The organism is uncultured Roseobacter sp. (assembly GCF_947488185.1).
In the GTDB taxonomy this organism is placed as follows: domain Bacteria; phylum Pseudomonadota; class Alphaproteobacteria; order Rhodobacterales; family Rhodobacteraceae; genus Roseobacter.
The window spans coordinates 191,001-216,641 of the sequence record NZ_CANKYM010000001.1 but is presented as its reverse complement, the minus strand read 5'-3'; the positions used below and the strand labels follow the sequence as shown (position 1 = coordinate 216,641).

At 59.8% G+C, this 25,641-nt stretch carries 27 protein-coding genes; 17 read left to right on the top strand and 10 right to left on the bottom strand.

Annotation, left to right across the window (positions count from 1 at the left end; translation table 11 throughout):
* The first annotated feature begins 101 nt into the window (after positions 1-101).
* Both secY and Q1A52_RS01215 read left to right on the top strand, forming a co-directional pair.
* The gene (gene secY / locus Q1A52_RS01220) at positions 102-1,469 is read left to right on the top strand and encodes a preprotein translocase subunit SecY (protein ID WP_299781060.1); all 1,368 of its coding nucleotides are present in this window, start codon (positions 102-104) and stop codon (positions 1,467-1,469) included.
* Positions 1,466-2,113 (top strand): adenylate kinase, encoded by a 648-nt coding sequence (locus Q1A52_RS01215; RefSeq protein ID WP_300009838.1) that lies wholly within the window; start codon positions 1,466-1,468, stop codon positions 2,111-2,113. Before secY ends, Q1A52_RS01215 begins: the two co-directional genes overlap by 4 nt.
* A gap of 29 nt (positions 2,114-2,142) precedes the next feature.
* On the opposite strand, the gene Q1A52_RS01210 is transcribed toward Q1A52_RS01215, so the two are convergent.
* The gene (locus Q1A52_RS01210) at positions 2,143-3,081 is read right to left on the bottom strand and encodes a hypothetical protein (protein ID WP_300009836.1); all 939 of its coding nucleotides are present in this window, start codon (positions 3,079-3,081) and stop codon (positions 2,143-2,145) included.
* A gap of 311 nt (positions 3,082-3,392) precedes the next feature.
* Here Q1A52_RS01210 and rpsM point away from each other — a divergent pair, with 311 nt between their 5' ends.
* From rpsM to Q1A52_RS01140, 14 genes are all read left to right on the top strand, one after another.
* A complete protein-coding gene (rpsM, locus tag Q1A52_RS01205; protein ID WP_195819753.1) occupies positions 3,393-3,761 on the top strand; it encodes a 30S ribosomal protein S13 in 369 nt (122 codons plus the stop codon).
* A 15-nt stretch (positions 3,762-3,776) separates the two neighbouring features.
* Positions 3,777-4,166, top strand: a complete 390-nt coding sequence (rpsK, locus tag Q1A52_RS01200) for a 30S ribosomal protein S11 (RefSeq protein ID WP_159974560.1) — start codon at positions 3,777-3,779, stop codon at positions 4,164-4,166.
* A gap of 113 nt (positions 4,167-4,279) precedes the next feature.
* On the top strand, positions 4,280-5,296 hold the full coding sequence (locus Q1A52_RS01195; protein ID WP_195819754.1) for a DNA-directed RNA polymerase subunit alpha: 1,017 nt from the start codon (positions 4,280-4,282) through the stop codon (positions 5,294-5,296).
* A 156-nt stretch (positions 5,297-5,452) separates the two neighbouring features.
* Positions 5,453-5,872 carry a 50S ribosomal protein L17 gene (gene rplQ / locus Q1A52_RS01190; RefSeq protein WP_195819755.1) on the top strand — a complete coding sequence of 140 codons (420 nt, stop codon included), beginning with the start codon at positions 5,453-5,455 and terminating at the stop codon, positions 5,870-5,872.
* Positions 5,873-6,007: 135 nt separating this feature from the next.
* Positions 6,008-7,387 (top strand): trypsin-like peptidase domain-containing protein, encoded by a 1,380-nt coding sequence (locus Q1A52_RS01185; protein ID WP_300009834.1) that lies wholly within the window; start codon positions 6,008-6,010, stop codon positions 7,385-7,387.
* A gap of 1 nt (position 7,388) precedes the next feature.
* Positions 7,389-8,696, top strand: a complete 1,308-nt coding sequence (locus Q1A52_RS01180) for a replication-associated recombination protein A (protein WP_300009831.1) — start codon at positions 7,389-7,391, stop codon at positions 8,694-8,696.
* A 31-nt stretch (positions 8,697-8,727) separates the two neighbouring features.
* Entirely contained in the window at positions 8,728-9,108 is a 381-nt protein-coding gene (crcB, locus tag Q1A52_RS01175) for a fluoride efflux transporter CrcB (RefSeq protein ID WP_299859108.1), read from the top strand.
* The gene (locus Q1A52_RS01170) at positions 9,105-10,148 is read left to right on the top strand and encodes an RluA family pseudouridine synthase (protein ID WP_300009828.1); all 1,044 of its coding nucleotides are present in this window, start codon (positions 9,105-9,107) and stop codon (positions 10,146-10,148) included. The genes crcB and Q1A52_RS01170 overlap by 4 nt, the downstream gene beginning before the upstream one ends.
* Complete coding sequence (locus Q1A52_RS01165; RefSeq protein WP_300009825.1) at positions 10,145-10,819, top strand: HAD-IA family hydrolase; 675 nt, start codon at positions 10,145-10,147, stop codon at positions 10,817-10,819. Before Q1A52_RS01170 ends, Q1A52_RS01165 begins: the two co-directional genes overlap by 4 nt.
* Positions 10,816-11,520, top strand: coding sequence for an ATP12 family chaperone protein (locus tag Q1A52_RS01160; protein WP_300009823.1), 705 nt, complete (start codon positions 10,816-10,818; stop codon positions 11,518-11,520). The genes Q1A52_RS01165 and Q1A52_RS01160 overlap by 4 nt, the downstream gene beginning before the upstream one ends.
* A 204-nt stretch (positions 11,521-11,724) precedes the next feature.
* Positions 11,725-12,741 (top strand): amino acid ABC transporter substrate-binding protein, encoded by a 1,017-nt coding sequence (locus Q1A52_RS01155; RefSeq protein WP_299781076.1) that lies wholly within the window; start codon positions 11,725-11,727, stop codon positions 12,739-12,741.
* Positions 12,742-12,873: 132 nt separating this feature from the next.
* Complete coding sequence (locus tag Q1A52_RS01150) at positions 12,874-14,088, top strand: ABC transporter permease subunit (protein ID WP_299829256.1); 1,215 nt, start codon at positions 12,874-12,876, stop codon at positions 14,086-14,088.
* 5 nt (positions 14,089-14,093) lie between these two features.
* Positions 14,094-15,392, top strand: a complete 1,299-nt coding sequence (locus Q1A52_RS01145; RefSeq protein ID WP_300009819.1) for an amino acid ABC transporter permease — start codon at positions 14,094-14,096, stop codon at positions 15,390-15,392.
* Between the two features lie 53 nt (positions 15,393-15,445).
* Entirely contained in the window at positions 15,446-16,216 is a 771-nt protein-coding gene (locus Q1A52_RS01140) for an amino acid ABC transporter ATP-binding protein (protein ID WP_300009816.1), read from the top strand.
* Positions 16,217-16,243: 27 nt separating this feature from the next.
* On the opposite strand, the gene Q1A52_RS01135 is transcribed toward Q1A52_RS01140, so the two are convergent.
* The 9 genes from Q1A52_RS01135 to ttcA form a co-directional block, all read right to left on the bottom strand.
* Positions 16,244-16,738, bottom strand: coding sequence for a histidine phosphatase family protein (locus tag Q1A52_RS01135; protein WP_300009814.1), 495 nt, complete (start codon positions 16,736-16,738; stop codon positions 16,244-16,246).
* 4 nt (positions 16,739-16,742) lie between these two features.
* Positions 16,743-17,393, bottom strand: coding sequence for a ferredoxin (locus Q1A52_RS01130; RefSeq protein ID WP_300009811.1), 651 nt, complete (start codon positions 17,391-17,393; stop codon positions 16,743-16,745).
* Positions 17,390-18,184 carry a sterol desaturase family protein gene (locus Q1A52_RS01125; protein ID WP_300009808.1) on the bottom strand — a complete coding sequence of 265 codons (795 nt, stop codon included), beginning with the start codon at positions 18,182-18,184 and terminating at the stop codon, positions 17,390-17,392. The genes Q1A52_RS01130 and Q1A52_RS01125 overlap by 4 nt, the downstream gene beginning before the upstream one ends.
* 57 nt (positions 18,185-18,241) lie before the next feature.
* Positions 18,242-19,105, bottom strand: coding sequence for an acetylglutamate kinase (argB, locus tag Q1A52_RS01120; RefSeq protein WP_300009805.1), 864 nt, complete (start codon positions 19,103-19,105; stop codon positions 18,242-18,244).
* A gap of 59 nt (positions 19,106-19,164) precedes the next feature.
* Complete coding sequence (gene yihA, locus Q1A52_RS01115; RefSeq protein WP_300009802.1) at positions 19,165-19,818, bottom strand: ribosome biogenesis GTP-binding protein YihA/YsxC; 654 nt, start codon at positions 19,816-19,818, stop codon at positions 19,165-19,167.
* Positions 19,815-20,546: an MOSC N-terminal beta barrel domain-containing protein gene (locus Q1A52_RS01110; RefSeq protein ID WP_300009799.1), complete on the bottom strand. Its 732-nt coding sequence runs from the start codon at positions 20,544-20,546 to the stop codon at positions 19,815-19,817. The genes yihA and Q1A52_RS01110 overlap by 4 nt, the downstream gene beginning before the upstream one ends.
* The gene (gene yidC / locus Q1A52_RS01105; protein ID WP_300009796.1) at positions 20,543-22,366 is read right to left on the bottom strand and encodes a membrane protein insertase YidC; all 1,824 of its coding nucleotides are present in this window, start codon (positions 22,364-22,366) and stop codon (positions 20,543-20,545) included. The genes Q1A52_RS01110 and yidC overlap by 4 nt, the downstream gene beginning before the upstream one ends.
* A 155-nt stretch (positions 22,367-22,521) precedes the next feature.
* Entirely contained in the window at positions 22,522-23,838 is a 1,317-nt protein-coding gene (locus Q1A52_RS01100; protein WP_367277973.1) for a putative bifunctional diguanylate cyclase/phosphodiesterase, read from the bottom strand.
* A 345-nt stretch (positions 23,839-24,183) separates the two neighbouring features.
* Positions 24,184-25,008 carry a tRNA 2-thiocytidine(32) synthetase TtcA gene (gene ttcA, locus Q1A52_RS01095; protein WP_300009790.1) on the bottom strand — a complete coding sequence of 275 codons (825 nt, stop codon included), beginning with the start codon at positions 25,006-25,008 and terminating at the stop codon, positions 24,184-24,186.
* A gap of 98 nt (positions 25,009-25,106) precedes the next feature.
* Between ttcA and Q1A52_RS01090 the strand changes: the two genes are divergently transcribed.
* Positions 25,107-25,637 (top strand): DUF3833 domain-containing protein, encoded by a 531-nt coding sequence (locus Q1A52_RS01090; protein ID WP_300009787.1) that lies wholly within the window; start codon positions 25,107-25,109, stop codon positions 25,635-25,637.
* The last annotated feature ends 4 nt before the right edge of the window (positions 25,638-25,641 follow it).

Here is a 25,641-nt window from a genome sequence, read left to right as displayed (position 1 = left end):
GGCGGCGTCATCGCCGCTTACATAGTCTTTCAAGTTTTCCCGAACGCCGCCCGCCGGAAAACGGCTCGGGCGGCGTGTCCGTATCAAAAGAGAGCCCGTTCATGGTATCTGCTGTCGAAAGCATGGCCGCCAACACCAGCTGGTCCGCGCTGGGTAAGGCCACCGACCTTCGCAATCGTATCCTTTTCACGCTTGGTCTGCTGATCGTTTACCGTCTGGGCACGTTCATCCCGGTGCCGGGAATCGACGGTGTGGCCCTGCGCGAGTTCATGGAGCAGGCGGGGCAGGGCATCGGCGGCATGGTCAGCATGTTCACCGGGGGGGCGCTGGGACGGATGGGCATCTTTGCCCTTGGGATCATGCCCTACATTTCGGCCTCGATTATCGTTCAGCTGATGACCTCGATGGTGCCGTCGCTGGAGCAGCTCAAGAAAGAGGGCGAGCAGGGCCGCAAGAAGATCAACCAGTATACACGTTACGGCACGGTGCTGCTGGCCACATTGCAGGCCTACGGGTTGGCTGTGAGCCTCGAAGCAGGCGATATCGTCACCGATCCGGGCCTTTTCTTCCGCATGTCGTGCCTGATCACGCTGGTGGGCGGGACGATGTTCCTGATGTGGCTGGGCGAACAGATCACCGCGCGTGGCATCGGCAATGGTATCTCGCTGATCATCTTCGTGGGCATCATCGCCGAGGTCCCGGCGGCCCTGGCGCAGTTCTTTGCCTCCGGTCGCTCGGGCGCGATCAGCCCGGCGGTGATCATCGGGGTGATCATCATGGTCATCGCGACGATCATGTTCGTGGTCTTCATGGAGCGCGCGCTGCGCAAGATCCACATCCAGTATCCGCGCCGTCAGGTGGGCATGAAGGTTTATGACGGCGGCTCTAGCCATTTGCCGGTCAAGGTGAACCCGGCGGGCGTGATCCCGGCGATCTTTGCCTCCTCCCTGCTGCTGCTCCCCGTGACCATCAGCACCTTTTCGGGCAATTCGACCAACCCGCTGATGTCCTGGCTGCTGGCGAATTTTGGTCCCGGACAGCCGCTCTACCTGACGTTCTTCGTGGCAATGATTGTCTTCTTCGCGTATTTCTACACCTTCAACGTCAGCTTCAAACCGGATGATGTGGCGGATAACCTGAAAAACCAGAACGGCTTTGTGCCCGGCATCCGGCCCGGTAAGAAGACCTCCGAGTACCTCGAATACGTGGTCAACCGCGTGCTGGTGTTAGGCTCAGGCTATCTGGCGGCTGTCTGCCTGCTGCCGGAAATCCTGCGTGGACAGTTCGCCATTCCCTTCTACTTTGGAGGCACGTCCGTGCTGATCGTCGTGTCGGTGACCATGGACACGATCCAGCAAGTGCAGAGTCATCTTCTGGCCCACCAATACGAAGGTCTGCTTGAAAAGTCGCAGCTGCGCGGTAAATCTGGCGGCAAACCACGCAAGAAACGGAGCCCCGTCCGCCGATGAACATTATCCTACTGGGGCCTCCCGGGGCTGGTAAGGGCACGCAGGCGCGTCACCTTGTAGAAACACGTGACATGGTGCAGCTCAGCACCGGTGATATGCTGCGCGAGGCCAAAGACAGCGGCACGGAAATGGGTAACATCGTTGCGGACGTGATGGCCCGCGGCGCGCTTGTGACCGATGAGATCGTGATCGGGTTGATCAAGGAAAAGCTGCAGACCGTCAAAGCCAGCGGATTTATCTTTGATGGCTTCCCGCGCACGCTGGCGCAGGCGGATGCCCTGGGCGACCTGTTGGAGAGCCAGAATGAAACCCTCGACGCGGTGATCGAGATGCGGGTTGATGATGCCGCACTGGTTGCGCGGATCGTTGCGCGCTCGACCTGCGCGATGTGCGGTGAGGTCTATAACGACAACACCAAACCGATCCCGGCGGATGGCAAATGCACCAATTGCGGGGGCACCGAGTTCAAACGCCGCGCGGATGACAATGAGGAAAGCCTCAAGACCCGCCTGATGGAATACTACAAGCAAACCTCGCCGCTGATTGGCTACTACTACGCCAAGGACATGCTCTCGCGCGTGGATGGGCTGGGCAGCATTGATGCCGTCCAGGGCGAAATCGGCGCGGCGCTCGACGCATCCTGACGAACCGGGGCGACTGGCACTTCGTCGTGCTAGACTTGATCAGGCCTTCTGATCTGTTTTGCAAAGTCAGGTAGGCGCTTTTTGATAAAGTTGTAGAACTTGGTGTTGCGCTCGTTTGTGTCGGTCACGCCGTGAATATGCAGGATAGCGGCTTTGAGGACGGAGACCACCTGCTTGTTGGTCTCGAATTTCGCAGCAATGCCCCGGGACGGATGCCATCCCTGCACCTTTCCATTGCTCACTCTCTTGAAAACCTCGAAGAGGGTCAGGTTGTCGGGAGGATCAGCAGCCTCGGTGTCAAAGGCGCTTTCGTGGCTCGGGACCGGGGTGACCCAGTCAGGAAGCTTGTCGACAGGTGTATTGATCAAATAGTTCGAAAGCCATAATTTGCGGGTGCGGCGGTATTGATCTGATGCCTCTTCGCGCCTTTCCTTTTCGCCTTTTTTGGGGTCTGTCGCGTCATAGAGCAGTTTGAACAGACCCCTGTTTCTGTCACTGAACAGTTTATACGCAACCTTTATGTCGATGTTGAATTGGTGCGTCGTGGTCTTCTTCGGGTCATGTTTGCTCAATTCCGGCCCATGGCCGTGGGTCGTTCGGATCCGCCCGTTTGCGAAGTAAATGCTACCGATCAGGCCGTCCTTGACGCTGGCGATGAGCTTGACCTTGGACTCTTCCTTGTAGTCCTCCGCGGCCCACTCCGGGACGCTCGAGGTGGTGTCCCACGCAGGCGTCTCGTTCTGGCCGTAGTCGGGCAGGAACGGACTGGAGGAGGTATCAACTTCGCGTTGCACAACGGTGCTGGCCCGCGACTGCACCTGCCGCAGCTGTGTCACAGCGGCGCTGTCATCCGCCTTTGCCTGCAGCGCGCCCAGTGCAGGGCTGGCTTTGCCACTGGTTTGGGCGGGGCGGGAGGATGCATGTTTCATACGCTTGGAGGCAGGATGGGTGGTTGTAAGTTTTGACATCGGAGGTCCCTTGACGACAAACGGGTACGTTACAACCTAGCCTAGAGATATTGAGGGGTCTATACTCGCGTGGGCTGTTGTCACCCGGCGAAGTTTGGCCACCTGAAATGACATCGCATCGGCGGGTTGACGCCTGCGCCAAAACCCCATAACACGCGCTATCTCTAACGAGAATCAATTTGTCTCAACGGTCGCTCCCGCGAGGCAAGATCACCTGATCAGCTGACGCCCGATGCTATGAAAAGCCTCGGGCTTACGTTGTGAAAAAAGGGTCTGGAACTACGGACCCGCAACGAAAAGGAATAGACCACGTGGCACGTATTGCCGGCGTAAACATCCCGACTGCAAAGCGGGTTCCCATCGCCCTCACATATATCACCGGTATCGGCAACACTTCGGCAAAGGCAATTTGCGAAGCGGTTGGTATCGATGCGACCCGCCGGGTCAACGAACTCTCCGACGCCGAAGTTCTGGCCGTGCGCGAGCACATCGACGCCAACTACACCGTCGAAGGTGACCTGCGTCGCGACACGCAGATGAACATCAAGCGCCTGATGGACCTTGGCTGCTACCGTGGCCTGCGTCACCGTCGCAACCTGCCGGTCCGCGGTCAGCGCACCCACACCAACGCTCGCACCCGCAAAGGCCCCGCAAAGGCCATTGCCGGTAAGAAGAAATAAGGGAGGGTCTGACCAATGGCACGTGACAGAGTACGCGTTAAGAAAAAGGCCAGCAAGAACATCGCCGCAGGTGTGGCGCATGTGAACAGCTCCTTCAACAACACCAAGATCCTGATTTCCGATGTGCAGGGCAATGCGATCTCCTGGTCGTCCGCTGGCACCATGGGCTTCAAAGGCTCGAGGAAATCCACACCCTATGCGGCCCAGATGGCGGCAGAGGATGCGGGTCGCAAGGCGCAGGAACACGGCGTGAAGACGCTGGAAGTGGAAGTGCAGGGGCCCGGCTCTGGCCGTGAAAGCGCGCTGCGTGCGCTGGCTGCTGCGGGCTTCAACATCACATCCATCCGCGACGTGACGCCAATGGCGCATAACGGCTGCCGCCCACCGAAGCGCCGCCGCGTTTAATCAGAATTTGACTATCGGGGCCGCGGGATTTCTCGCGGCCCCCATCCGCTTTTTTGAAACCTCGAGAGTCTTCGCCTTTAGGACATGGGGCGCCGGCAAGAATGGAGGGACGCATGATCCACAAGAATTGGGCTGAATTGATTAAGCCGCAACAGCTTGACGTGAAGCCGGGCAATGATCCGGCACGTCAGGCAACCGTGACCGCCGAACCGCTGGAGCGTGGCTTTGGTCTGACCATGGGCAACGCGCTGCGCCGCGTGCTGATGAGCTCGCTGCAGGGCGCGGCGATCACATCCGTACAGATCGACAACGTGCTGCACGAATTCTCATCCGTTGCCGGTGTGCGCGAAGACGTGACCGACATCATCCTGAACCTCAAGGGCGTGTCCCTGCGCATGGAAGTCGAAGGACCCAAGCGTCTGTCGATTTCAGCGAAAGGTCCGGGCGTTGTTACCGCGGGCGATATTTCGGAATCGGCTGGCATTGACGTGCTGAACCGCGAACATGTGATCTGCCACCTCGACGATGGTGCCGATCTCTACATGGAGCTGACCGTGAACCAGGGCAAAGGCTACGTCTCTTCCGAGAAGAACAAGCCCGAAGACGCGCCCATTGGCCTGATCCCGATCGATGCGATTTATTCGCCGGTCAAAAAGGTCAGCTACGATGTGCAGCCGACCCGTGAAGGTCAGGTGCTGGACTATGACAAGCTGACCATGAAGGTGGAAACAGATGGCTCTCTGACGCCAGACGACGCTGTAGCCTTTGCCGCGCGTATTCTGCAGGATCAGTTGGGCATCTTCGTCAACTTCGACGAGCCCGAGTCCGCCTCCCGCGCGGATGAGGACGATGGTCTTGAGTTCAACCCGCTCCTGCTGAAGAAAGTGGACGAGCTGGAACTGTCTGTCCGCTCGGCGAACTGCCTGAAGAACGACAACATTGTTTACATCGGTGATCTGATCCAGAAAACCGAAGCGGAAATGCTGCGCACGCCGAACTTTGGCCGCAAATCCTTGAACGAAATCAAGGAAGTGCTCTCGGGTATGGGTCTGCACCTCGGCATGGACGTCGAAGACTGGCCGCCAGACAACATCGAGGATCTGGCCAAGAAATTCGAAGACTCCTTCTAAGGGGTCTTTGCGATAGCCCGCCGCGTGCGGGACTCAAATGCCCGCAGCTGGCGGGGAATATCCGGGCCAGAAGGCCCCAAGGAGAGCCGGGTGACACGCATCACCCGGTCAGACAAAGCAAAAACGCCCGTAGAGGGCATGATTTGGAGATAGAAAATGCGTCACGCACGTGGATACCGCCGCCTGAACCGTACACATGAGCACCGCAAGGCGCTCTGGGCCAACATGGCCGGCTCGCTCATCGAACATGAGCAAATCAAGACAACACTGCCAAAGGCAAAAGAACTGCGCCCGATCATCGAGAAAATGATCACGCTGGCGAAACGCGGCGATCTGCACGCGCGCCGTCAGGCGGCTGCCAAGCTGAAGCAGGACCAATACGTCACCAAGCTGTTTGATGTGCTGGGCCCGCGCTACAAGGACCGCCAGGGCGGTTATGTGCGCGTCCTGAAAGCGGGCTTCCGCTACGGCGACATGGCACCGATGGCGATCATCGAGTTCGTGGATCGCGACCGCGATGCCAAAGGCGCTGCCGACAAGGCGCGTCTGGCAGCTGAAGAAGCCGCTGACGAATAGGCCAAGCGCATCGCGCTGTGCACTGACCCTTGTCCCCCTTCGGGCGAGGGTTTTTTTGTGCGTCCGGCCCGGATATTCAGGGTCAAGGCATGCTGGGGTGTTGCGGTCCGTGCAAGCGGGGCGCATATCTGGGGCATGCGGACCTTTCTGACCATTGTGATGCTGATCTGTGCTGCACCGCTGACGGCTCAGCAGGTGCCAAAGTCTGCGGCGGAGATCCAGTTGAGTTTTGCGTCACTGGTGCGCGAAACGGCCCCCGCGGTCGTGAACATCTATGCACGCTTTGTGACGGAAACCCGCCGCCGCACGCCCTTCATGGACGACCCGTTCTTTGACGGCTTTTTCGAAGGTTTCGGCCGCCCGGAGCCGCGGGTGCAGAATTCGCTGGGGTCCGGTGTGATCCTGTCCGAGGACGGGATCATCGTCTCGAACTACCACGTGGTGGGGATGGCGACGGATATTCGCGTGGTGCTGTCGGATCGCCGTGAATTTACCGCGCAGGTTTTGATTGGGGATGCCGAAAGCGATCTGGCCATTCTGCAACTGGAAGGGGCGGAAGACCTGCCTCATTTGCCGCTACGCGCCTCGGATACCGTCGAGGTTGGCGAGCTGGTCCTGGCCATCGGTAACCCCTTCGGCGTCGGCCAGACGGTGAGCAGCGGCATCGTATCGGGCCTGGCCCGCTCCGGCGCAGCCACCGGATCGGGGCGTGGCTATTTCATCCAGACCGACGCGCCGATCAACCCAGGCAACTCCGGTGGCGCGCTAATCGACGTGCGTGGAGAGCTTATCGGGATCAACACATCGATCCTGACCCGATCCGGCGGCTCTAATGGGATCGGCTTTGCGATCCCGTCGGATCTCGTGGCCGCTTTCGTGGCGCAGGCGCGGGCGGGACGCACCAGTTTCGCACGGCCTTGGGCAGGGATGGGGGGACAACCTGCGGATGCGGAGATTGCGGAGGCCTTTGGTCTTGATCGTCCCGGCGGGATCATCATTTCGGCAATGCACGCCGAAAGCCCCTTTGCACATGCCGGTATTGCCGTGGGGGATGTGATCGTCGCTGTGGACAACCATCCGGTCAATACGCCGCCTGAGATGCTCTACCGGATGAGCGTCACCGGGCTTGGGCAAACCGCGCGGATTACGTACCTGAGGGAGGGTGCAGAGCAGACGGCCGAGGTGCGCCTGATCCCGGCGCCGGACGTGCCGGAGCGCGAGCCTTTGGTTTTGCAGGATACAGACGTTCTGCCGGGGCTCAGCCTGGTGCGGGTAAACCCGGCGGTGATTGCCGAATACACCCTGCCGTTGGAAAGCCAGGGGGTTCTGGTCACGGATACCGGGCGGTTCGGTGCGCGCGTTGGCCTGCGTGTGGGTGACGTGATTGTGGGGATCAATGAACAGGGTATTGCGCGCCCGCGGGACGTGGCGGCCGCGTTTCGCGCCCGTGCGCGCGGCTATGCGGTGACCGTGATCCGCGGAAACCGGCGCCTTCAATTGCGGTTTGGGGTGTGACGTGACCGATCTTTTTGCCAGCGAAACTGTCCCAGAACCGGTCGGCCACCGCCCGCTGGCCGACCGGCTGCGCCCGCAAACCCTAAATGAGGTGATCGGGCAGGATCAGATACTGGGGCCGGAAGGGCCGCTGTCGGTCATGTTGGCCTCCGGCACGCTCAGTTCGCTAATTTTCTGGGGGCCGCCGGGGGTAGGAAAGACCACAATCGCGCGGTTGCTGGCACATGAGACCGATTTGCACTTTGTGCAGATCAGCGCGATCTTCACCGGCGTGCCGGATTTGCGCAAGGTCTTTGAGGCGGCGAAGATCCGGCGACAGAACGGGCAGGGCACGCTGCTCTTCGTCGACGAAATCCACCGCTTCAACAAGGCACAGCAGGACGGGTTCCTGCCGCATATGGAGGATGGCACGATCCTGTTGGTGGGGGCGACCACCGAAAACCCATCGTTCGAATTGAACGCCGCCGTCATGAGCCGGGCGCAGGTCATGGTGCTCGAACGGCTCGATCTGAAGGACCTTGAGCTGCTGGCCCAGCGGGCGGAAAAGGAGTTGGACCGCGCTTTGCCACTGGAGGGCGCGGCGCGCGAGGCGCTGTTGGAGATGGCCGATGGCGACGGGCGGGCCCTGCTCAATCTGATCGAACAGGTGGCTGCGTGGAAGGTGGAAGGCAAGCTGGACACCACGGCCCTCTCCGCCCGGCTGATGCGGCGGGCGGCGCAATACGACAAGGGCGGGGATGCCCACTACAACCTGATTTCGGCCTTGCACAAGTCCGTGCGCGGGTCCGATCCCGATGCCGCCCTCTACTGGTTTGCGCGGATGCTGGAAGGTGGCGAGGACCCCAGGTATCTGGCGCGGCGGATCACGCGGATGGCGGTGGAAGACATCGGGCTGGCGGACCCGCAGGCGCAGGCGATCTGTTTGCAATCCTGGGAAACCTACGAAAGGTTGGGCTCTCCCGAGGGCGAATTGGCGCTTGCGCAGGCCCTGGCCTATCTGGCGCTGGCCCCGAAATCCAACGCGGCCTATGTGGCCTACAAGGGCGCGCGCGCGGCAGCCAAGCAAACCGGCTCCGAACCGCCGCCGAAACACATCCTGAACGCGCCGACCTCGATGATGAAGGATCAGGGGTACGGCGCAGGCTATGCCTATGACCATGACGCTGAGGACGGGTTTTCGGGGCAGAACTACTTTCCGGAGAAAATGGCCCGCCCGAGCCTTTATCAACCGGTCGAACGTGGCTTTGAGCGTGAGTTAAAAAAGCGTCTGGACTACTTTGCCAAGCTGCGGGCGAAGCGCGAAACTTGACAATCACAGGCGGGTACGTGACAGACCGCGCATGATGAAAACTCTGATCATGGTGGCCGCGGGTGGCGGGCTTGGCGCGTCGTTGCGGTTCCTCTGGGGCGTTTCCGTGATGCGGGTAACCGGCCCGTCTGAATTCCCCGTGGCGATCATGATGGCAAATGTGCTGGGCTCCTTCCTGATGGGCGCTTTCGTGGTGCTGGCAGCGCATAAGGGGCTGACGCATCTGAGCCCCTTCGTGATGACCGGTCTTCTGGGCGGGTTCACCACCTTCTCGGCCTTTTCACTGGAGGCGGTGACCTTGATCGAACGCGGTGATCTTGGGGCCGCCGGGCTCTATATGGCGCTCTCCGTCGTCCTTTCTGTTGGAGGTTTGATGCTGGGCCTCTGGATGACACGCGGGGTGCTGCTATGAGCCGGGTTCAGACAGTGACGGTTGGCGAGGAGGATGCGGATCAGCGGCTGGATCGGTGGTTCCGCCGTCAGTTTCCCCAAATCAGCCAGGGGCTGATCGAGAAGATGTGTCGCAAAGGTGAAATCCGCGTGGACGGTGGCCGGGTCAAAGCCGCCACGCGTCTGGACGTTGGGCAGCAGGTGCGGGTGCCACCCCTGCCGGACAGGGCTGCGCCGCCGCCGGAACCCCGCACGTCAGTCTCGGACGCGGACAGCAAACTGATCCAGTCCTGCGTTATCTACCGGGACGACCACGTCATTGCGCTCAACAAACCTGCCGGGTTGCCGACGCAAGGCGGGTCTAAACAGACCCGCCACGTGGACGGGCTGGCAGAGGCGTTGAAATTCGGTTTTGACGAAAAACCACGGCTGGTGCATCGGCTCGACAAGGACACGTCGGGCGTCTTGTTGCTGGCACGCACGCGGCTTGCGGCCAAGGCACTGACCGCAGCGATGCGGCACCGTGAGACGCGCAAGATTTACTGGGCGCTCGTGGCCGGGGTCCCGACGCCGTACCTTGGCGAGATCAAGTATGGGCTGGTCAAGGCGCCAGGTCACGGGCGCGGCGGCGAGGGCGAAAAGATGATCGCCCTGCACCCGCGTGACATTGATGACACGCCCGGGGCAAAGCGGGCGCATACGCTCTACGCCACGCTCTACCGTGTCGGTTCTCGCTCCGCTTGGGTTGCGATGGAACCGTTGACGGGACGGACCCACCAGTTGCGGGCGCATATGGCAGAGATCGGGCATCCGATTGTCGGTGACGGCAAATACGGCGGCTCTGGGCAGGAAAACATGGGTGATGGTTGGGGCGCGCAGCTGGGTGGCATCATTTCCAAGAAACTGCATCTGCACGCGCGCATGATGCGCTTTGAGCATCCTGAAACACGCAAGACCATCACAATAACGGCCGATCTGCCGCAGCATATGGCGCAGAGCTGGGAGACCTTCGGTTGGACCGAAGATCTGGCTGCGGAAGACCCCTTTGAGGCCTTGGGATGAGCGGCACCCTGCGGCTGGTGATCTTTGATGTGGATGGCACGCTGGTGGACAGCCAGGGTGACATTCTGGCGGCCATGGGCGCGGCGTTTGACGCGGTTGATCTGCCTCGCCCTTCGCGCGCGACCGTACTGGGCATCGTGGGCCTGTCCCTTGAGGTCGCGATGGCCCGCTTGGCCCCGGAGGCCGATCATGCTCGCATGGTGCAAGCCTACAAAGACGCCTACATGACTTTGCGCGCGAAAACCGGAGCGGCGCAGTCTTCGCCACTCTATCCCGGTGCCCGTGAGACGCTGGAACGACTACAGTCGGCGCCGGACGTCCTCCTGGGGCTTGCGACAGGCAAATCAAAACGCGGTCTGGACAAGCTGATCGAAGCGCATGCGCTTGAGAATGTATTCGCCACTCGGCAGGTTGCTGATTTTCACCCGTCCAAGCCACATCCGTCGATGATCTATCAGGCCATGTCGGACGCCGGTGTGGAACCGCAGGATACGGTGATGATTGGCGATACCAGCTTTGACATGGAAATGGCGGCGGCGGCGGGCGTGTCCGGATTTGGCGTCAGCTGGGGGTATCACCCTGTCTCCGCTCTCTCTGCCGCGCAACTGGTGCTGGACGAGTTTTCCGCCCTTGAAGGTGCGTTACAGACACTCTGGAGGGCCTCGGCATGAGTGAATGGAAGGCCAAGCGGTTCTGGAAAGCGGTGGAGATCGCCGAAGTGCGGGAAGGCTACGGGATCGAACTCGACGGACGCCCGGTGAAGACACCCGCGAAACGGACACTCCTTGTGCCTACACGCGGCTTTGCCCAGGCGGTTGCGGCGGAATGGGAGGCGCAGGAAGAGATCATAGACCCGCAGAGCATGCCCTTCACCCGCACCGCCAATGCCGCCTTGGACAAGGTGGCGATCCAACATGCGGAGGTCGCGGATATGTTGGCGGCCTATGGCGACAGCGATCTGCTCTGCTACCGAGCGGAGCAGCCGGCCGAACTGGTGGCGCGTCAATCCGAGCGTTGGGATCCGCTGCTGGCCTGGGCGGAACAGGTGTTGGGGGCCCGACTGGAGGCGCGGGCGGGCGTGATACATGTGCCGCAGGACGCGCAGGCGCTTGCCGCGCTCAAGGCACGGGTGCATGCCCTGTCTGATTTCCAGCTCGCGGCCTTCCATGACCTCGTCAGCCTGTCAGGGTCACTGATTCTGGGCTTCGCCGCCACGCAAGATATGCAAACTATTCAAGCGCTTTGGGACATATCGCGTCTAGATGAAGTCTGGCAGGCAGAGCAATGGGGCGCGGATGATGAAGCGGAGGCCGCTGCAGCTATAAAACAGGCGGCGTTTGAGCATGCCAAAACAGTTTTTGAGCTATCATAGGGTCAAAAATCCCGCGTACCGTGAGGAAAGCTAAAACATAACGGCAAGACGGGCTGATTTTGCCATGCCTGCCCTTGACGTTATTGCGTGAATTCGCCCAGTATATCGCCCACTTGGAAGGTCAAAACTTTCAATATCGCCTCCGGCCTAACATGTGCCGGTCGACCCGCCGTTAAACTGGCGGAAAATCAGGAAGAGGTAAAAATGAAAAAATCAGTAATCCTTGGCGCGCTAACCGTCGCTGGCCTGTCGGCTGGTGCTGCGGCCGCTGGTACGTTGGACGACGTCAAAGCGCGCGGCAAACTCAACTGCGGCGTGACCACAGGTCTCGTGGGCTTCGCGGCACCGGATGCGAACGGCGAATGGAAAGGCTTTGACGTGGCGGTATGCCGCGCGATTGCCGCCGCCGTTCTGAACGATCCGACAGCCGTTGAATTCGTACCGACAACGGGCAAAACACGTTTCACGGCGCTTGCGTCTGGTGAAATCGACGTTCTGGCTCGGAACACCACATGGACCTTCAGCCGGGACGTTGACCTCAAGTTCACCTTTGTGGGTGTGAACTACTATGATGGTCAAGGCTTCATGGTTCCCAAAGCATTGGGTGTTTCGTCGGCTAAAGATCTCGATGGCGCGACCGTCTGCATCCAGACCGGTACAACCACCGAGCTGAACCTCGCGGACTTCTTCCGCGCCAACAACATCAGCTACGAGCCGGTGCCGATCGAGACCAATGCCGAAGCGCAGCAGCAGTACCTTGCCGGCGCCTGCGACGTCTACACAACAGACGCATCTGGTCTTGCCGCGACACGTGCGACATTCGAAGCACCGGGCGACCACGTCCTGCTGCCCGAGATCATCTCCAAGGAGCCGCTGGGCCCGCTTGTCCGTCATGGCGACGACGAATGGGGTGACGTCGTCCGCTGGACGCTCAACGCGCTGATCACAGCTGAAGAGCTGGGTGTAACATCCGCCAACGTGAACGAGATGGCAGCCAACACCGGTAACCCGGAAGTGGCGCGTCTGCTGGGCACCGAAGGCACGCTGGGTGATATGCTCGGCCTGGACGCCGAATGGTCCAAGCGCGCAATTGCCGCGGGCGGTAACTACGGTGAAGTCTTTGCCAAGAACATCGGTGAAGAAACGCCCATCGGTCTGGCACGTGGGCTGAACGCCCAGTGGACAGATGGTGGTCTGATTTACTCGCCACCGTTCCGCTAAGAACGACACGGACAAGGGCGCAGGGACACTCCTGCGCCCTTTCCTTATGACGACCCACAAAACGAAAACCCGGCCACAGAGACGCCCAAGCGTCCGTAAAAACCAAAGGCCGGAACCACGGGGAAAAATTCAATGACGACACTGACGGACCCACCACGGGAGTCCTTCCGCCTGTCTATGCTGATCAATGACACGCGGTATCGGTCACTCACGTTCCAGGCGATTGCGCTGCTGGTCTTGATCATCGCATTTGCATATTTGACGAATAATCTGCTCACCAACCTCGCTGCGGCTGGATTGAACATCGCCTATGATTTTCTGGGCTCGCCGGCCGGCTATGACATCAACCAGACGCTTGTGGAATACGACAGCCAGTCAACACACGCGCGCGCGGCGGTTGTCGGTATTCTGAACACGCTGCTGGTGGCTTTTCTGGCGTGCATCACCGCGACCGTCTTTGGCGTGATCGCGGGCGTTCTGAGGTTGTCGAACAACTGGCTCGTCTCCAAGCTCATGGCGTTCTACGTGGAGATTTTCCGGAATATCCCCGTGCTGATCTGGATCATCATCATCTTCACGATCATGACCGCCGTCCTGCCGGGGCCGCGTGAATTCCGTGGCGACAATCCGACGTCGACGATGCTTCTCGATCTTTTTGCCTTTACCAACCGTGGTATCTACATTCCCGCTCCTGTCTGGGGGCCGGGTTCGATGGTGGTGGTTGCGACCTTCATTGCATCGGTGATCGGCGTCATCGCCTATCGGCGCTACGCGACCAATCTGCTTTATGCCACGGGTCGCCTGTTGCCCATGGGATGGCCCAGCCTTGCGATCTTCTTCGTGCCGACCATCCTGATGTTCTACATCATGGGGCGTCCGATCGGCCTGGATGTCCCGGAGCTGCGAGGCTTCAACTTTCAGGGCGGTATCAAGGTCGGCGGTCCGCTGATCGCGCTGTGGTTCGCATTGTCGGTCTACACAGGGGCCTTCATCGCGGAGAATGTGCGCGCCGGTATCCAGGCAGTCAGCAAGGGACAGACCGAAGCTGCATCTGCGCTGGGGTTGCGCCCTGGTCGCGTGATGAACCTCGTGGTTTTGCCACAGGCGCTGCGCGTCATCATCCCGCCACTGATCTCGCAGTATCTCAACATCACCAAGAACTCATCGCTGGCGATTGCCGTGGGCTACGCGGATATCACCGCGACGCTGGGGGGCATTACGCTCAACCAGACGGGCCGTGCGATTGAGTGCGTGCTTTTGCTGATGCTGTTCTATCTCACGATCTCCCTGTCGATCTCGGCGATCATGAACGTTTACAATAACTCCGTGAAACTGAAGGAGCGCTGAGGCCCATGTCAGATACACATGCCCAAACCGTGGCCTTCGTGCGTGAAACGGAAATCCCCGAAGCCGCGCCACCCTATGCGGCCACCGGGCCTGTCAAATGGATGCGCGAGAACCTTTTCGCGACACCGGCAAATGCGCTGCTGACGGTGGTAGCCGCCTACGCGATCTATCTGATCCTCGCGCCCACGCTGCCGTGGATCCTGAACGGGGTCTGGACCGCCAACAGCCTCGCGGAGTGCCGCGAGATCCTGCAGGGCGCGACGGGTGCCTGTTTCGCGGTGCTGACCGAACGCTGGCCGCAACTGCTCTTTGGCTTCAAATATCCTTCGGAGCTCTACTGGCGTCCATCACTGGCCTTCGTGCTGCTGTTTGTCGCCGTAGCGCCGGTGCTGTTCTTCGATCTGCCGCGCAAGCTGCTGATCTTCACCGGGCTCTTCCCTTTCATCGCCTACTACCTGATCTGGGGCGGCACCATCTTCGTGCCGATTTTGGCGCTTGTGGGCTGTCTGGGGGGGTATGCCGTCTACCAGCGGTTCGTCACCGGCAGTTTTGCAGCAGGATTCTTCGGGGGCATCGCAGCGGCTCTGTTGATCTGGTACATCGGCGGTCTGCTGATCCCGGATGGCGCATCCGAAAACGCCATGCTGACACCGGTGCCCAGCCGTGATCTGGGTGGGTTCATGCTCAACATGATGTTGGGTGTCACCTGCGTGTCGCTGTCGATCCCCATCGGGATCGCCCTGGCACTGGGACGTCAGTCCAGCATGCCGCTGATCAAGGTGGTCTGTGTTGTCTTCATCGAGTTCATCCGCGGCGTGCCGCTGATCACGCTGCTTTTCGTGGCGTCGGTGATGCTCAGCTACTTCTTCCCGCCGGAATCCACGGTCGATCTGTTCCTGCGTGTGGTGATCATGATCACCATGTTCTCGGCCGCTTATATCGCCGAGGTGATCCGGGGCGGCCTCGCCGCCTTGCCGAAGGGACAGTATGAAGCCGCGGATTCGCTGGGTCTGGATTATCCGCAGGCGATGCGGCTGATTATCCTGCCGCAGGCGCTGAAGATCTCCATCCCAGGTATCGTGAACGTGGCCGTCGGGCTATTCAAAGACACTGTCTTGGTCTCTGTGATTTCCATGTTCGACCTTCTTGGCATGATCCGCGGACCGATCCTCGCCTCGACCGAATGGAACGGCGTCTACTGGGAACTGCTGGGCTTTGCCTCGCTCCTGTTCTTCGTCGTCTGCTACGGCATTTCGCAATACTCACAATGGCTCGAACGTCGCCTCGCGACCGATCACCGTTAATCTTCCCGCACCTAGCGACAGCGGTAGGGAAATAGAAAAGAAGGGCCTGAACAATGGCTGAACACGCAACTCAAATGCAGATCTCCGACGAGATCGCGATCACCATCTCCAAGATGAACAAGTGGTACGGGACGTTCCACGTGCTGCGCGACATCGACCTCACGGTCAATCGCGGTGAACGGATCGTCATCTGCGGGCCCTCGGGCTCGGGAAAATCCACGCTCATCCGCTGCATCAACGCACTGGAAGAGCACCAGCAGGGCTCCATTGAGGTGGATGGCACACTACTGTCCTCGGATCTGAAGAACATCGACAAGATCCGTTCGGAGGTTGGCATGTGCTTCCAGCACTTCAACCTCTTCCCGCATCTGACGATCCTGGAAAACTGCACGCTGGCGCCGATCTGGGTGCGCAAAACGCCCAAGAAAGAAGCCGAAGAGACCGCGATGCATTTCCTTGAGAAGGTCAAGATCCCCGATCAGGCGCTGAAATATCCCGGCCAGCTTTCAGGGGGCCAGCAGCAGCGGGTGGCGATTGCGCGCAGCTTGTGCATGCGCCCGCGCATCATGCTCTTTGACGAGCCGACCTCGGCGCTGGACCCGGAGATGATCAAGGAGGTGCTCGACACGATGATCGAGCTCGCCGAAGAGGGCATGACCATGCTCTGCGTGACGCACGAGATGGGCTTTGCGCGTCAGGTGGCGAACCGCGTCATCTTCATGGACGCGGGGCAAATCGTTGAACAAAACGAGCCAGAGGCCTTCTTCAACAACCCGCAAAGCCCGCGCACACAGCTGTTCCTCAGCCAGATCCTGGGCCACTGACAGGTAGGGTGGGCTTTCAGGCCACCTTTACACCAGCTCCCGCGGGATCACGAAATCAATCGGCTGGCCCTGGTGCCAGCCGATTTTCTTCCACTCCTCAGCATCGAAATCGACAACCAGGGTCGCTCCGGTCGGATAGTCAGCAAACCGATCGTGCTGTGGCGGCGCCTTGACGATCCGCTCTGCCATCTCGGCAATGCCTGCATTGTGACCCAGAATTAGAACGCAGCGACCCGTTGCCGTGTGCAGGACGTCCAGTATGGTCTCCGGTTCGGCCAGGTAGAGTGCCCGGGTGAACGTAACAGGTACGTCATCCGGCACCGCGAGCCCCAGCACTGTCTGTCCCGTCCGCTCGGAGGAAGAACTCAACACCTGATCCGGCTGGTATCCTGTCCTGCGCAGCCAGTCTCCCAAGGCTTTGGCAGAGGCCACCCCGCGCTTGTTCAACGGTCGGTCGTGATCGCCAAGATGCGGATGGTTCCAGTCCGATTTCGCGTGACGCATGAGGATCAATCTGAGCACGGGGTCATCCTTTGAAGGCGGCCATGTGAAAGGCCGATTGTTCCGGGTCGCGGCCAAAACGCTGCGAGACCGGGCAAGCGCGTCGAACCCTGCACCCTTGTGTCATACAATCCTGGCCCGCGTCCGTTTCCAGATAGCTCTTGCACGCCGGTACATCGTAGGCATGGGTGGCTGCAAGGGCACTGACCGGACAAGCGGTTGTACAGGGCTGATCGGAACAGCTGTCGCATGGGCTTGGTGCGACAGCGGCGGGGATGTCCAACACTGAGTCGATCCACAGCGCCCCGCGGATGGAGATCATCAGCCCGGCGTCGTCATGGATCATCATACCGGTCGGGCTTTGAAAAAAGCGCCCCGTCTCCAACGACCAACGGATGAAGGGTGCGTAGGGGGGACCATCAGAGGGGAAGACCGCCTCGCCACCCAGCGTCTGCGCGATCTCTCCGATCACACGCTTTGACCACCGATCCAGCGGGTTCGGCCGGTCGTCGCGGTACTCCGAAGCGGCAGTGAAATGTGCCCAGTACTCTTGGCCCGCCCCCAGCAGCACCAGCGTTTCCCCGGCATCTTCGATGTCAGACCGTGTTCCATGTCTCGCGCCCATGACAAAGAGCCCGAAGGGCGCTGCCAGGTGTGAGATATCCTCCAGGGTCATTTCCTGGCGAAGGGCAGGGCGATGGACCATCCGAACCGGCTGGGCCGGTCATCCTGCCACTCCAGCCCCACTTCCATATCATCATGCCCGGCCGCTGGCTGCGCGATATAGGTTCCGAACATCTGGTCCCAGATTGATAGGGCGAACCCGTAGTTGCTGTCGTGCTCGGAACGATGCACGGAATGATGCACCCGGTGCATATCCGGCGTGACCAGCAGGCGCCGCACAATCGCGTCGAGCCAAAGCGGCAGGCGGATGTTGGCATGATTGAACATCGCTGTGCCGTTCAGCAGGATCTCGAAAAGGATGACGGCAATGGCCGCCGGGCCCAGCAGGTAGACGAGGCCGATTTTCAACACCATGGAGAGGGCAATCTCCACCGGGTGAAACCGGATTGCCGTGGTAACATCCATATCCACATCCGCATGGTGCACCCGGTGCAAGCGCCACAGGATCGGCACCTTGTGAGTGATCAGATGCTGCAGCCAAATTGCAAAATCGAGCACCAGAATGGCGATGCCGATCTCCAGCCAGCCCGGCCAGCCAAGCGCGTTGAAAAGACCCCAGCCCTGGGCCTGCGCATCCACAGCAGCTCCGACGGCAAGCAGCGGCATCGCAAAGGCCATCGCCCGCAGGGTCAGCGTGTTGGCGATGGTGATGCCCCAGTTGGTGGTCCAACGGCGACGCCTTGTCTGGCTGCGGACACGCCGCGGCGCCAGTGCCTCAAGCGTGGCCAGAACGGCGAAAAGGCCCAGAAAGATGCTTAGGCGGATGACAACTTCGTTTTCCATGGCTCACATGTACTGCAGCGCACGGTCCAGACCAAGCGACAGCTTGACACATCTGCGTTAGCCCGCGCGGATGATCGACCCCGCGCCATGCTCGGTAAAAAGCTCCAGCAGGCAGGCATTGGGCGCACGCCCATCAAGGATGACCGCCGCCCGGACGCCGCCCTCGATGGCCTCCAATGCGGTCTCCGTCTTGGGGATCATGCCGCCGGCGATGGTACCGGCGCTGGTCATCTCGCGGATCTGATCGGCGCTGAGCTCGGTCACCACCTCGCCACTTTCGTTTTTTACGCCTGCGACATCGGTGAGCAGCAAGAGCCGGTCGGCCTTGAGTGCGGCGGCCACGGCACCCGCTGCCGTATCGCCGTTGATGTTGAAGGTTTCGCCCTCCCGACCCATCCCAAGCGGGGCAATGACGGGGATGTATTCCTTTTCCGCCAGATCGCGCAGCAGCCTTGGATTGACCTCTTGCGGCGCGCCGACAAACCCTAGATCCGGGTCCGCTTGCGTGCAGGTGATCATTCCCGCATCCTTGCCCGACAGCCCCACGGCGCGCCCGCCCTGACGGTTAATCGCCTGCACGATCCGCTTGTTGACGAGACCGGCGAGCACCATTTCCACCACATCCATGGTGGCCGCATCTGTGACCCGCTTACCGTTCACGAAGTCCGACTTGATCTGGAGCTTTTCCAGCATCGCATTGATCATCGGCCCGCCGCCGTGCACGATCACCGGGTTCACGCCGACCTGCCGCATCAAGACGACGTCACGCGCAAACTCCTCCATCGCAGCATCGCTGCCCATGGCGTTACCGCCGAGTTTGATCACCACCGTCGCATTGGCATAGCGCTGCAGGTACGGCAGGGCCTTGTTGAGAGTGCTTGCGGTTGCGATCCAGTCACGGTTCATGTCTTGGGTCTTCATCTTTGGGCCATCCGTTGCGGCGTTATGATCGCGTGCCCGCCGTCGCGCAAGGGGCCCGTCTACTCGAGTGTCGCGATGATAGATCGCAAAGTCGGGATGCCCCAGCCCTTTTCGCTGGAGGTCACGATGATCTCCGGGTAGGCGGCGGGATGTTTGGCCAATGCGGCACGCACCTGATCCAGTACCTTAGCCCGTTCCGCTTCCTTCACCTTGTCGGCTTTCGTCAGGACCACCTGAAAGGTGACCGCGGCACTGTCGAGCAGGCTCAGGATCTCATCATCCACTTTCTTGACGCCGTGGCGCGCGTCGATCAGCACAAAGGCGCGGCGCAGGGTTTGACGCCCTGACAGGTATTGTTTCAGCAGCCGTTGCCATTTCTCGACAACCGGCACTGGCGCATTGGCGAAACCGTAGCCCGGCAGATCGACCAGATAGTGCTCTTCACCGGCGGTGAAAAAGTTGATCTCCTGCGTGCGGCCCGGCGTGTTCGAGGCGCGCGCCAGTCCTTTGCGCCCGGTCAGCGCATTGATCAGCGAGGATTTCCCGACGTTGGAACGCCCGGCAAAACACACCTCCAGCCGGTCAGGCTCCGGCAGGCCCGACATCGCGACCACGCCCTTGACGAATTCAGTGTCACCCGCGAACAGCAATCGCCCGGTCTCAAAAGTCTGCGGATCCGGTTCTTCGGCAATGGGAAAGGGCAGGGCACTCATGTCAGGGCGTCACCGACATCGGCGGATCCTGCTTTGCTCACCTTGAAGTAGACGCCGAAATCCCGTGTATCCCACCCGTCTTCCAGCAGCCGCAGCATGCCCAGATCACGGCTGCCTGTCACCGGGTTCGCGTCCGGTGCGCGACACCGTTCGATGGGTTCCACCGGGCTGAGCATTGCGGTGCCCAGCGTGATGTCGGATTTCAGCAGATCGATCTCTTCCCAGGGCGCAAGGCCGTCGAGCCAGAGGTTGATCCGAAAACGGCGCATATCGACATCCATCCCGGCCTTTTTGCTGAGCGCACGCAGTGAGGCGAGATTGCCGATAGAGACGGATGCATAGGATACATCGGTCATGCCCTGAGCCGGTGCTTTGACCAGCCGGGCGGGACCGGGGCGATTGTCTGGCCATAGATCACCGATCCAGTCTGCCAGCACGCCAGTGCCGCTTGCCGGGTTGAATTCCAGCGGTGCGCGATCCGGATGTGTCATCCGCACGCCGTTTGCCGTTCCTGCGGCGGTGATCGCCGACAGTCGCGGACCGGAGGCAACCTGCAGAAAGTTGCGCCGGGGCTGCCACTCGTCCGTATCCTCGGCTTCCGCGTTCAATAGAGCCCAGGCACGATCCCCCACCACCGCTTTGTCAGGGTCGAGATCGACCCGCTCCACCGCCTCGCTGCCAAGACCCTTGAGGGGGTGTCGCCAGATATGGGCGAGGGTCGCGGTCACTTGTCAGCGTCCTCGGCAGCTTTGCGTTTGAAACTGCTCTTGATGTTGCCGAAGACGTCAGGCGAATACCCTTGGCTGCGCATGATCAGGTATTGTTGCGTGAAGGTGATCGTGTTGTTCGCAATCCAGTAGACCACAAGACCGCTGGCAAAGCTGCCCAGCATGAACATGAAGACCCAGGGCATCCAGGCAAAGATCATCTGTTGCGTCGGGTCCGTGGGTGCGGGGTTCAGTTTTTGCTGCAGCCACATGGAAATACCGAGCAGCAGAGGCAGGATGCCGATGAAGATCAGTGCCATGATCGAGGTCGGTTCGGGGCCCGCGAAAGGCAGAAGACCAAAGAGGTTCATGATCGAGGTTGGATCAGGGGCGCTGAGGTCCTGAAAGGGGCCGAAGAAGGGCGCGTGCCGCAGCTCGATCGTGACAAAGATCACCTTGTAGAGCGAAAAGAAAATCGGGATCTGCAAGAGGATGGGCAGACAGCCCGCAGCGGGGTTCACCTTTTCGCGTTTGTAAAGCTCCATCATGCCCTGCTGCATCTTCTGCCGGTCGTCGCCTGCCTCTTCCTTCAGCTTCTCCATCTGCGGCTGCAGTTCTTTCATCTTGGCCATGGAGACATAGGATTTGTATGCCAGCGGAAAGAGAAGCGCTTTGATGATCAGGGTCAGCCCGATGATCGCCCAGCCCATATTGCCGATCAGCTGGTTCAATTCGTGCAGCAGCCAGAATATCGGTTTCGTCAGAAAGAAGAACCAACCCCAGTCGATGCTGTCGATAAACCCTTCAACGCCAGCGGATTGGTAGTTGCGGATGGTTTCCCATTCCTTGGCGCCCGCAAACAACTGGCTGGTCACGGTCACGGAAGTGCCGGGGGCCACAGTTTGGGTGGGCTGTACGGTTTCAGCCTGGTAGATATCCCGACGCTCATCGTATTTGGCGACCGACTTGAAGGCGCTGCCCGGTGCGGGGATCAGCGTGGACATCCAGAAGTGGTCGGTGAAACCGATCCAGCCGTTCTGGGAAACCTGCGTGATCTCTGCGCGCGCGCCTTCGCGTTCTGCGAATTCGAAATCGGGCATGTCCGACCAATCGGTTTCAGTCAATTCGCCATCTGCCATGGCGACGACACCCTCATGAAGGATGAAGAAATTCTTCAGATCCGAAGGTTCACCGTGGCGGGCCAAAACGCCGTAGGGGGCCATGCTGACGGGTCCTGCGCCGGTATTGGCAACGGATTGTGTGACCGTGAACAGATAGTCGGCATCAATGGCAATTGTGCGCGTGAAGAGCTGACCGGCACCGTTGTCCCATGTCAGCGTAATCGGGTTGTCGACTGTCAAGGTTTCACCGCTGGCCAGTGTCCAGAGTGTATTGGGCCCCGGCACCGACGAGGGATCCATCCCGGCACCCGGCGCCCAGCCATAAAGCGCATAGTAAGCGTCGGCTGTGCCCACAGGAGAAAGCATCTTGACGATTTCGGCGCCTTCTTCCTGGGTTACCCGGTAGTCATTAAGAGACAGATCGTCGATCCGCCCGCCAAGCAGGGAGACGGAGCCGCTGACCCGGTCTGTCAGGACAGGGATGCGCGGTGCGTCGGCCAGAGCATCCTCACGGGTTTCGGTTTCAGGCGCCGCCTGCGTTTCAGCCGTTGAAGAGGGAACGGTCGCAATAGCCGTGCCCTCTGATCCTGTGGTTTGTGCCGCTGATGGACTTTCCAGTGGCACCTCCGGTTCAGGGGGGGGGAACAGGATAAACCAGACCAGGATCACGAGGAAACTGAGTGCTGTTGCAAGAATAAGGTTCTTGTTTTGATCGTCCATCTGGGACAGCCACCTGATCTGTTTGTATCAGCGTGGGTTCAACAGAGTGCAGCCCCAAAGGTCAAGCGGATTCGGGGTCTTTGGGCTGTTTTCACTCAGGTAGGCATAGATGGATGGGGCATTTCAGCCGCGACCCTAGTGGTCCCCTTTTTGGGTCAGTTGGCGCGATTGCCCAAGATGCGCGGCACATCCTTAAGCTTGGTGTTGTGGTTCGCAATCCATGTGAGTGTTTCGTCAAAGGGCATGGGCTTTCCGATCCCGAAGCCTTGAACATGATCGCATCCAAGCTGCGCAAGCAACGCGTGCTCGCCAACAGTTTCCACACCTTCCGCCAGCGTTTCGACACACAGACGCTCGGCCATGGTCAGGATGGCGCTGATCATGCGTTGCTGTTCGGGGTCACGGTCCGCTTTCATCACAAAGGATCGGTCAATTTTGATCCTGCTGACCGAGAAGCGGCGGATGGAGGCAATGGAGGCATGGCCCGTGCCAAAGTCATCCAGATCTATGCGGCAGCCCAGTTCGCCCAAGCCATTAATATTGCGCGCAATGATGTCATCCGGCGCATTTGAGACAACGGTTTCCAGCACTTCGACTGCCAGACGTTCCGGGGTCAGGTGAAAGCGGTCAAGTTCCCATTTGACTTTGTCGATGAGTCTCGGGTTGCGCAGTTCCGGGCCTGCAAAGTTTACACCAACCTGGGGAACAGATGCCCCCGCGTCATCCCATGCTTTCATGGCGGTAAAGGCGTGGAACATCATGACCTCCGCCAAGCGCTCCAGCATGTCGGACTGTTCGACTGCGGGCAGAAAATCAGCGGGCGAGATCATGCCGCGCTGGGGGTGATTCCAACGTGCCAGCGCTTCAAAGCCCGTCACGCGACCGGTATCTGTCGAAATCTGGGGCTGGAACCAAGGTCTGATGTCGCCATTCTCCAGCGCGTTGGCGACTTCCTGACGCAATTCCGCGCGCGTTTCGGTTCGGCGCTTCATTTCATCGGAATAGGCACGGATCGCATTGGGCCCGTGAGCTTGCGCCTCGCGGAGTGCTGTGCGGGCAGCTTCAATCCAAGCGCGGGGTGATTTGTTAATCACACGTGTGTGCTGGCAGAACCCAACGGATGTGGTGATGTACACGGTTGTACCGTCGATGGAAATCGGTTCCTCAAGCGCTGTTTGCAGCCGACCTGCCAGTTGAATGCAGAGTTCGAGGTCGAGTTGCTTGACTGGTTTCAGGCAAGCGGTGAATTTGTAGTCCCCGGTTTGGGCAATCGCATCGCCATCGCGCAGTACGGATGCGACACGCTCGCCTGCGCGCGCGACGATCAAGTCAGTTGCGGCTTGACCATACCGGTCGACGATGCCGTCCGTCTCATCGATTTCAACTTTAAAAATCGCTGAAAAGTGTGAGGTTTCGCGAACCTGTTTGAAGACACGCGCCACGGTTTCCTCGAATGCGTCCCTGTCCTGCAAGGGTGAGCGACTACTATTTTGGGCTGCCCGGGAGGTTGCGCCATTCCCGCCAATGAGGACATAAACAAGAGGCATTGCAACAGCGACTGCAACTAACGCCGTGTCCCCGCCGAGCCAGTAAACGACCAGGGAGATTGCGGGTAGACAGGCCAGCGCCAAGGGGCGTGTCAAAATTCCGGCAATCTTGCTGCGCATCCCTGCAGCTTTCTTGGCAAAGACCCCTGCCATATTGCGTACCTTTCAGACCCGTGCACAAAGCACATTGCCGGGCAAGATATGCTGGTACCCATGACCTGCCCGTTAACAACGAAACACTGATTGTAGCGGGATTGACTAAAATCCCGTCTATTTCAGGCTCAGGCCTTCGAAATCGAAGAGCTTTGGATCTAACAGATGAGACGGGCGCGCGTTCATAAGGGCGCGGAACATCACCTGTCTGCGGCCGGGGCTGTTTTTCTCCCAACCATCGAGGATCGCTTTGACTTGCTGACGCTGAAGACCGTCCTGGCTGCCGCAAAGATCGCAGGGAATGATCGGATAGTTCATTGCCTTGGCAAATTTCTCACAATCGGCTTCGGCCACATGGGAGAGCGGGCGGTACAGGAACAGATCTCCTTCTTCATTCACCAGTTTGGGCGGCATCGTCGCTAAACGCCCACCGTGAAAGAGATTCATGAAAAAGGTTTCCAGGATATCGTCGCGATGGTGGCCAAGAACAACTGCGCTGCAGCCTTCTTCGCGCGCGATCCTATAAAGATGACCGCGGCGCAGGCGTGAACAGAGTGCGCAAAAGGTACGACCCTGTGGAATTTTGTCCATGACGATGGAGTAGGTGTCCTGATATTCAATGCGGTGCGGTACACCCATTTTCTCCAAAAACGCTGGCAATACCGTCGCGGGGAAGCCCGGTTGACCCTGGTCGAGATTGCAGGCGAGCAGATCGACGGGCAGAAGACCACGCCATTTCAACTCATAGAGCACTGCCAGCAGTGTATAACTGTCTTTGCCACCCGACAGGCAAACCAGCCAGCGAGTGCCGGGTTCGATCATGCCATATTGCTCAATGGCTTCCCGGGTCGCGCGCACAATCCGCTTGCGCAACTTCTTGAACTCGGTGGTCGACGGCGCGCCGTTGAAAAGCGGGTGAATGTCCTGAGGTGTATCCAACATGCAAGCCGTCCTGATCGGGTTTTGCGCCTCTATACCGGCATTGTGGTTGAACCAAAAGTGCCTGTTGCGCGTACTCAATTGTAGGTGAGGAGGCCGTCATGATCCGACTTGTTATTGCGCTTTCATTTGCCGGGCTGTTGTCCGCATGCGTGGGAAAACCCGCTCTGGAGGATGAGCCGCTGTCGTCCCGGCAATTGAACCTGGAAGAGTTCTTTGAGGGACGCGTTGTGGCGTATGGCCAGTTTCAGGATATCTTTGGCACCGTTCGCCGCCGCTTTGATGTTCAAATTGAGGGCACATGGGACGGAGAGACGTTGAAACTTGTGGAGGACTTTACCTATGAAGATGGCAGTACGGAACAGCGGGTCTGGAGCCTGCAAAAGACCGGACCAGAGACATGGCGCGGCACTGCCCCGGGCGTGATCGGCGATGCCACGGGCGAAGAGCGGGGCGATACCTTTAACTGGCAATACACCATCGACCTACCGGTGCCGGATGGCACGTTGCGGGTGCGTTTTGATGACTGGATGTGGTTGCTGAGCGACACCCGCCTGCTCAATCGCGCGTATATGAAGAGATATGGCATCGATATCGGCGAGGTGATCATCACTTTCGAAAAGCAATCCTGACGGC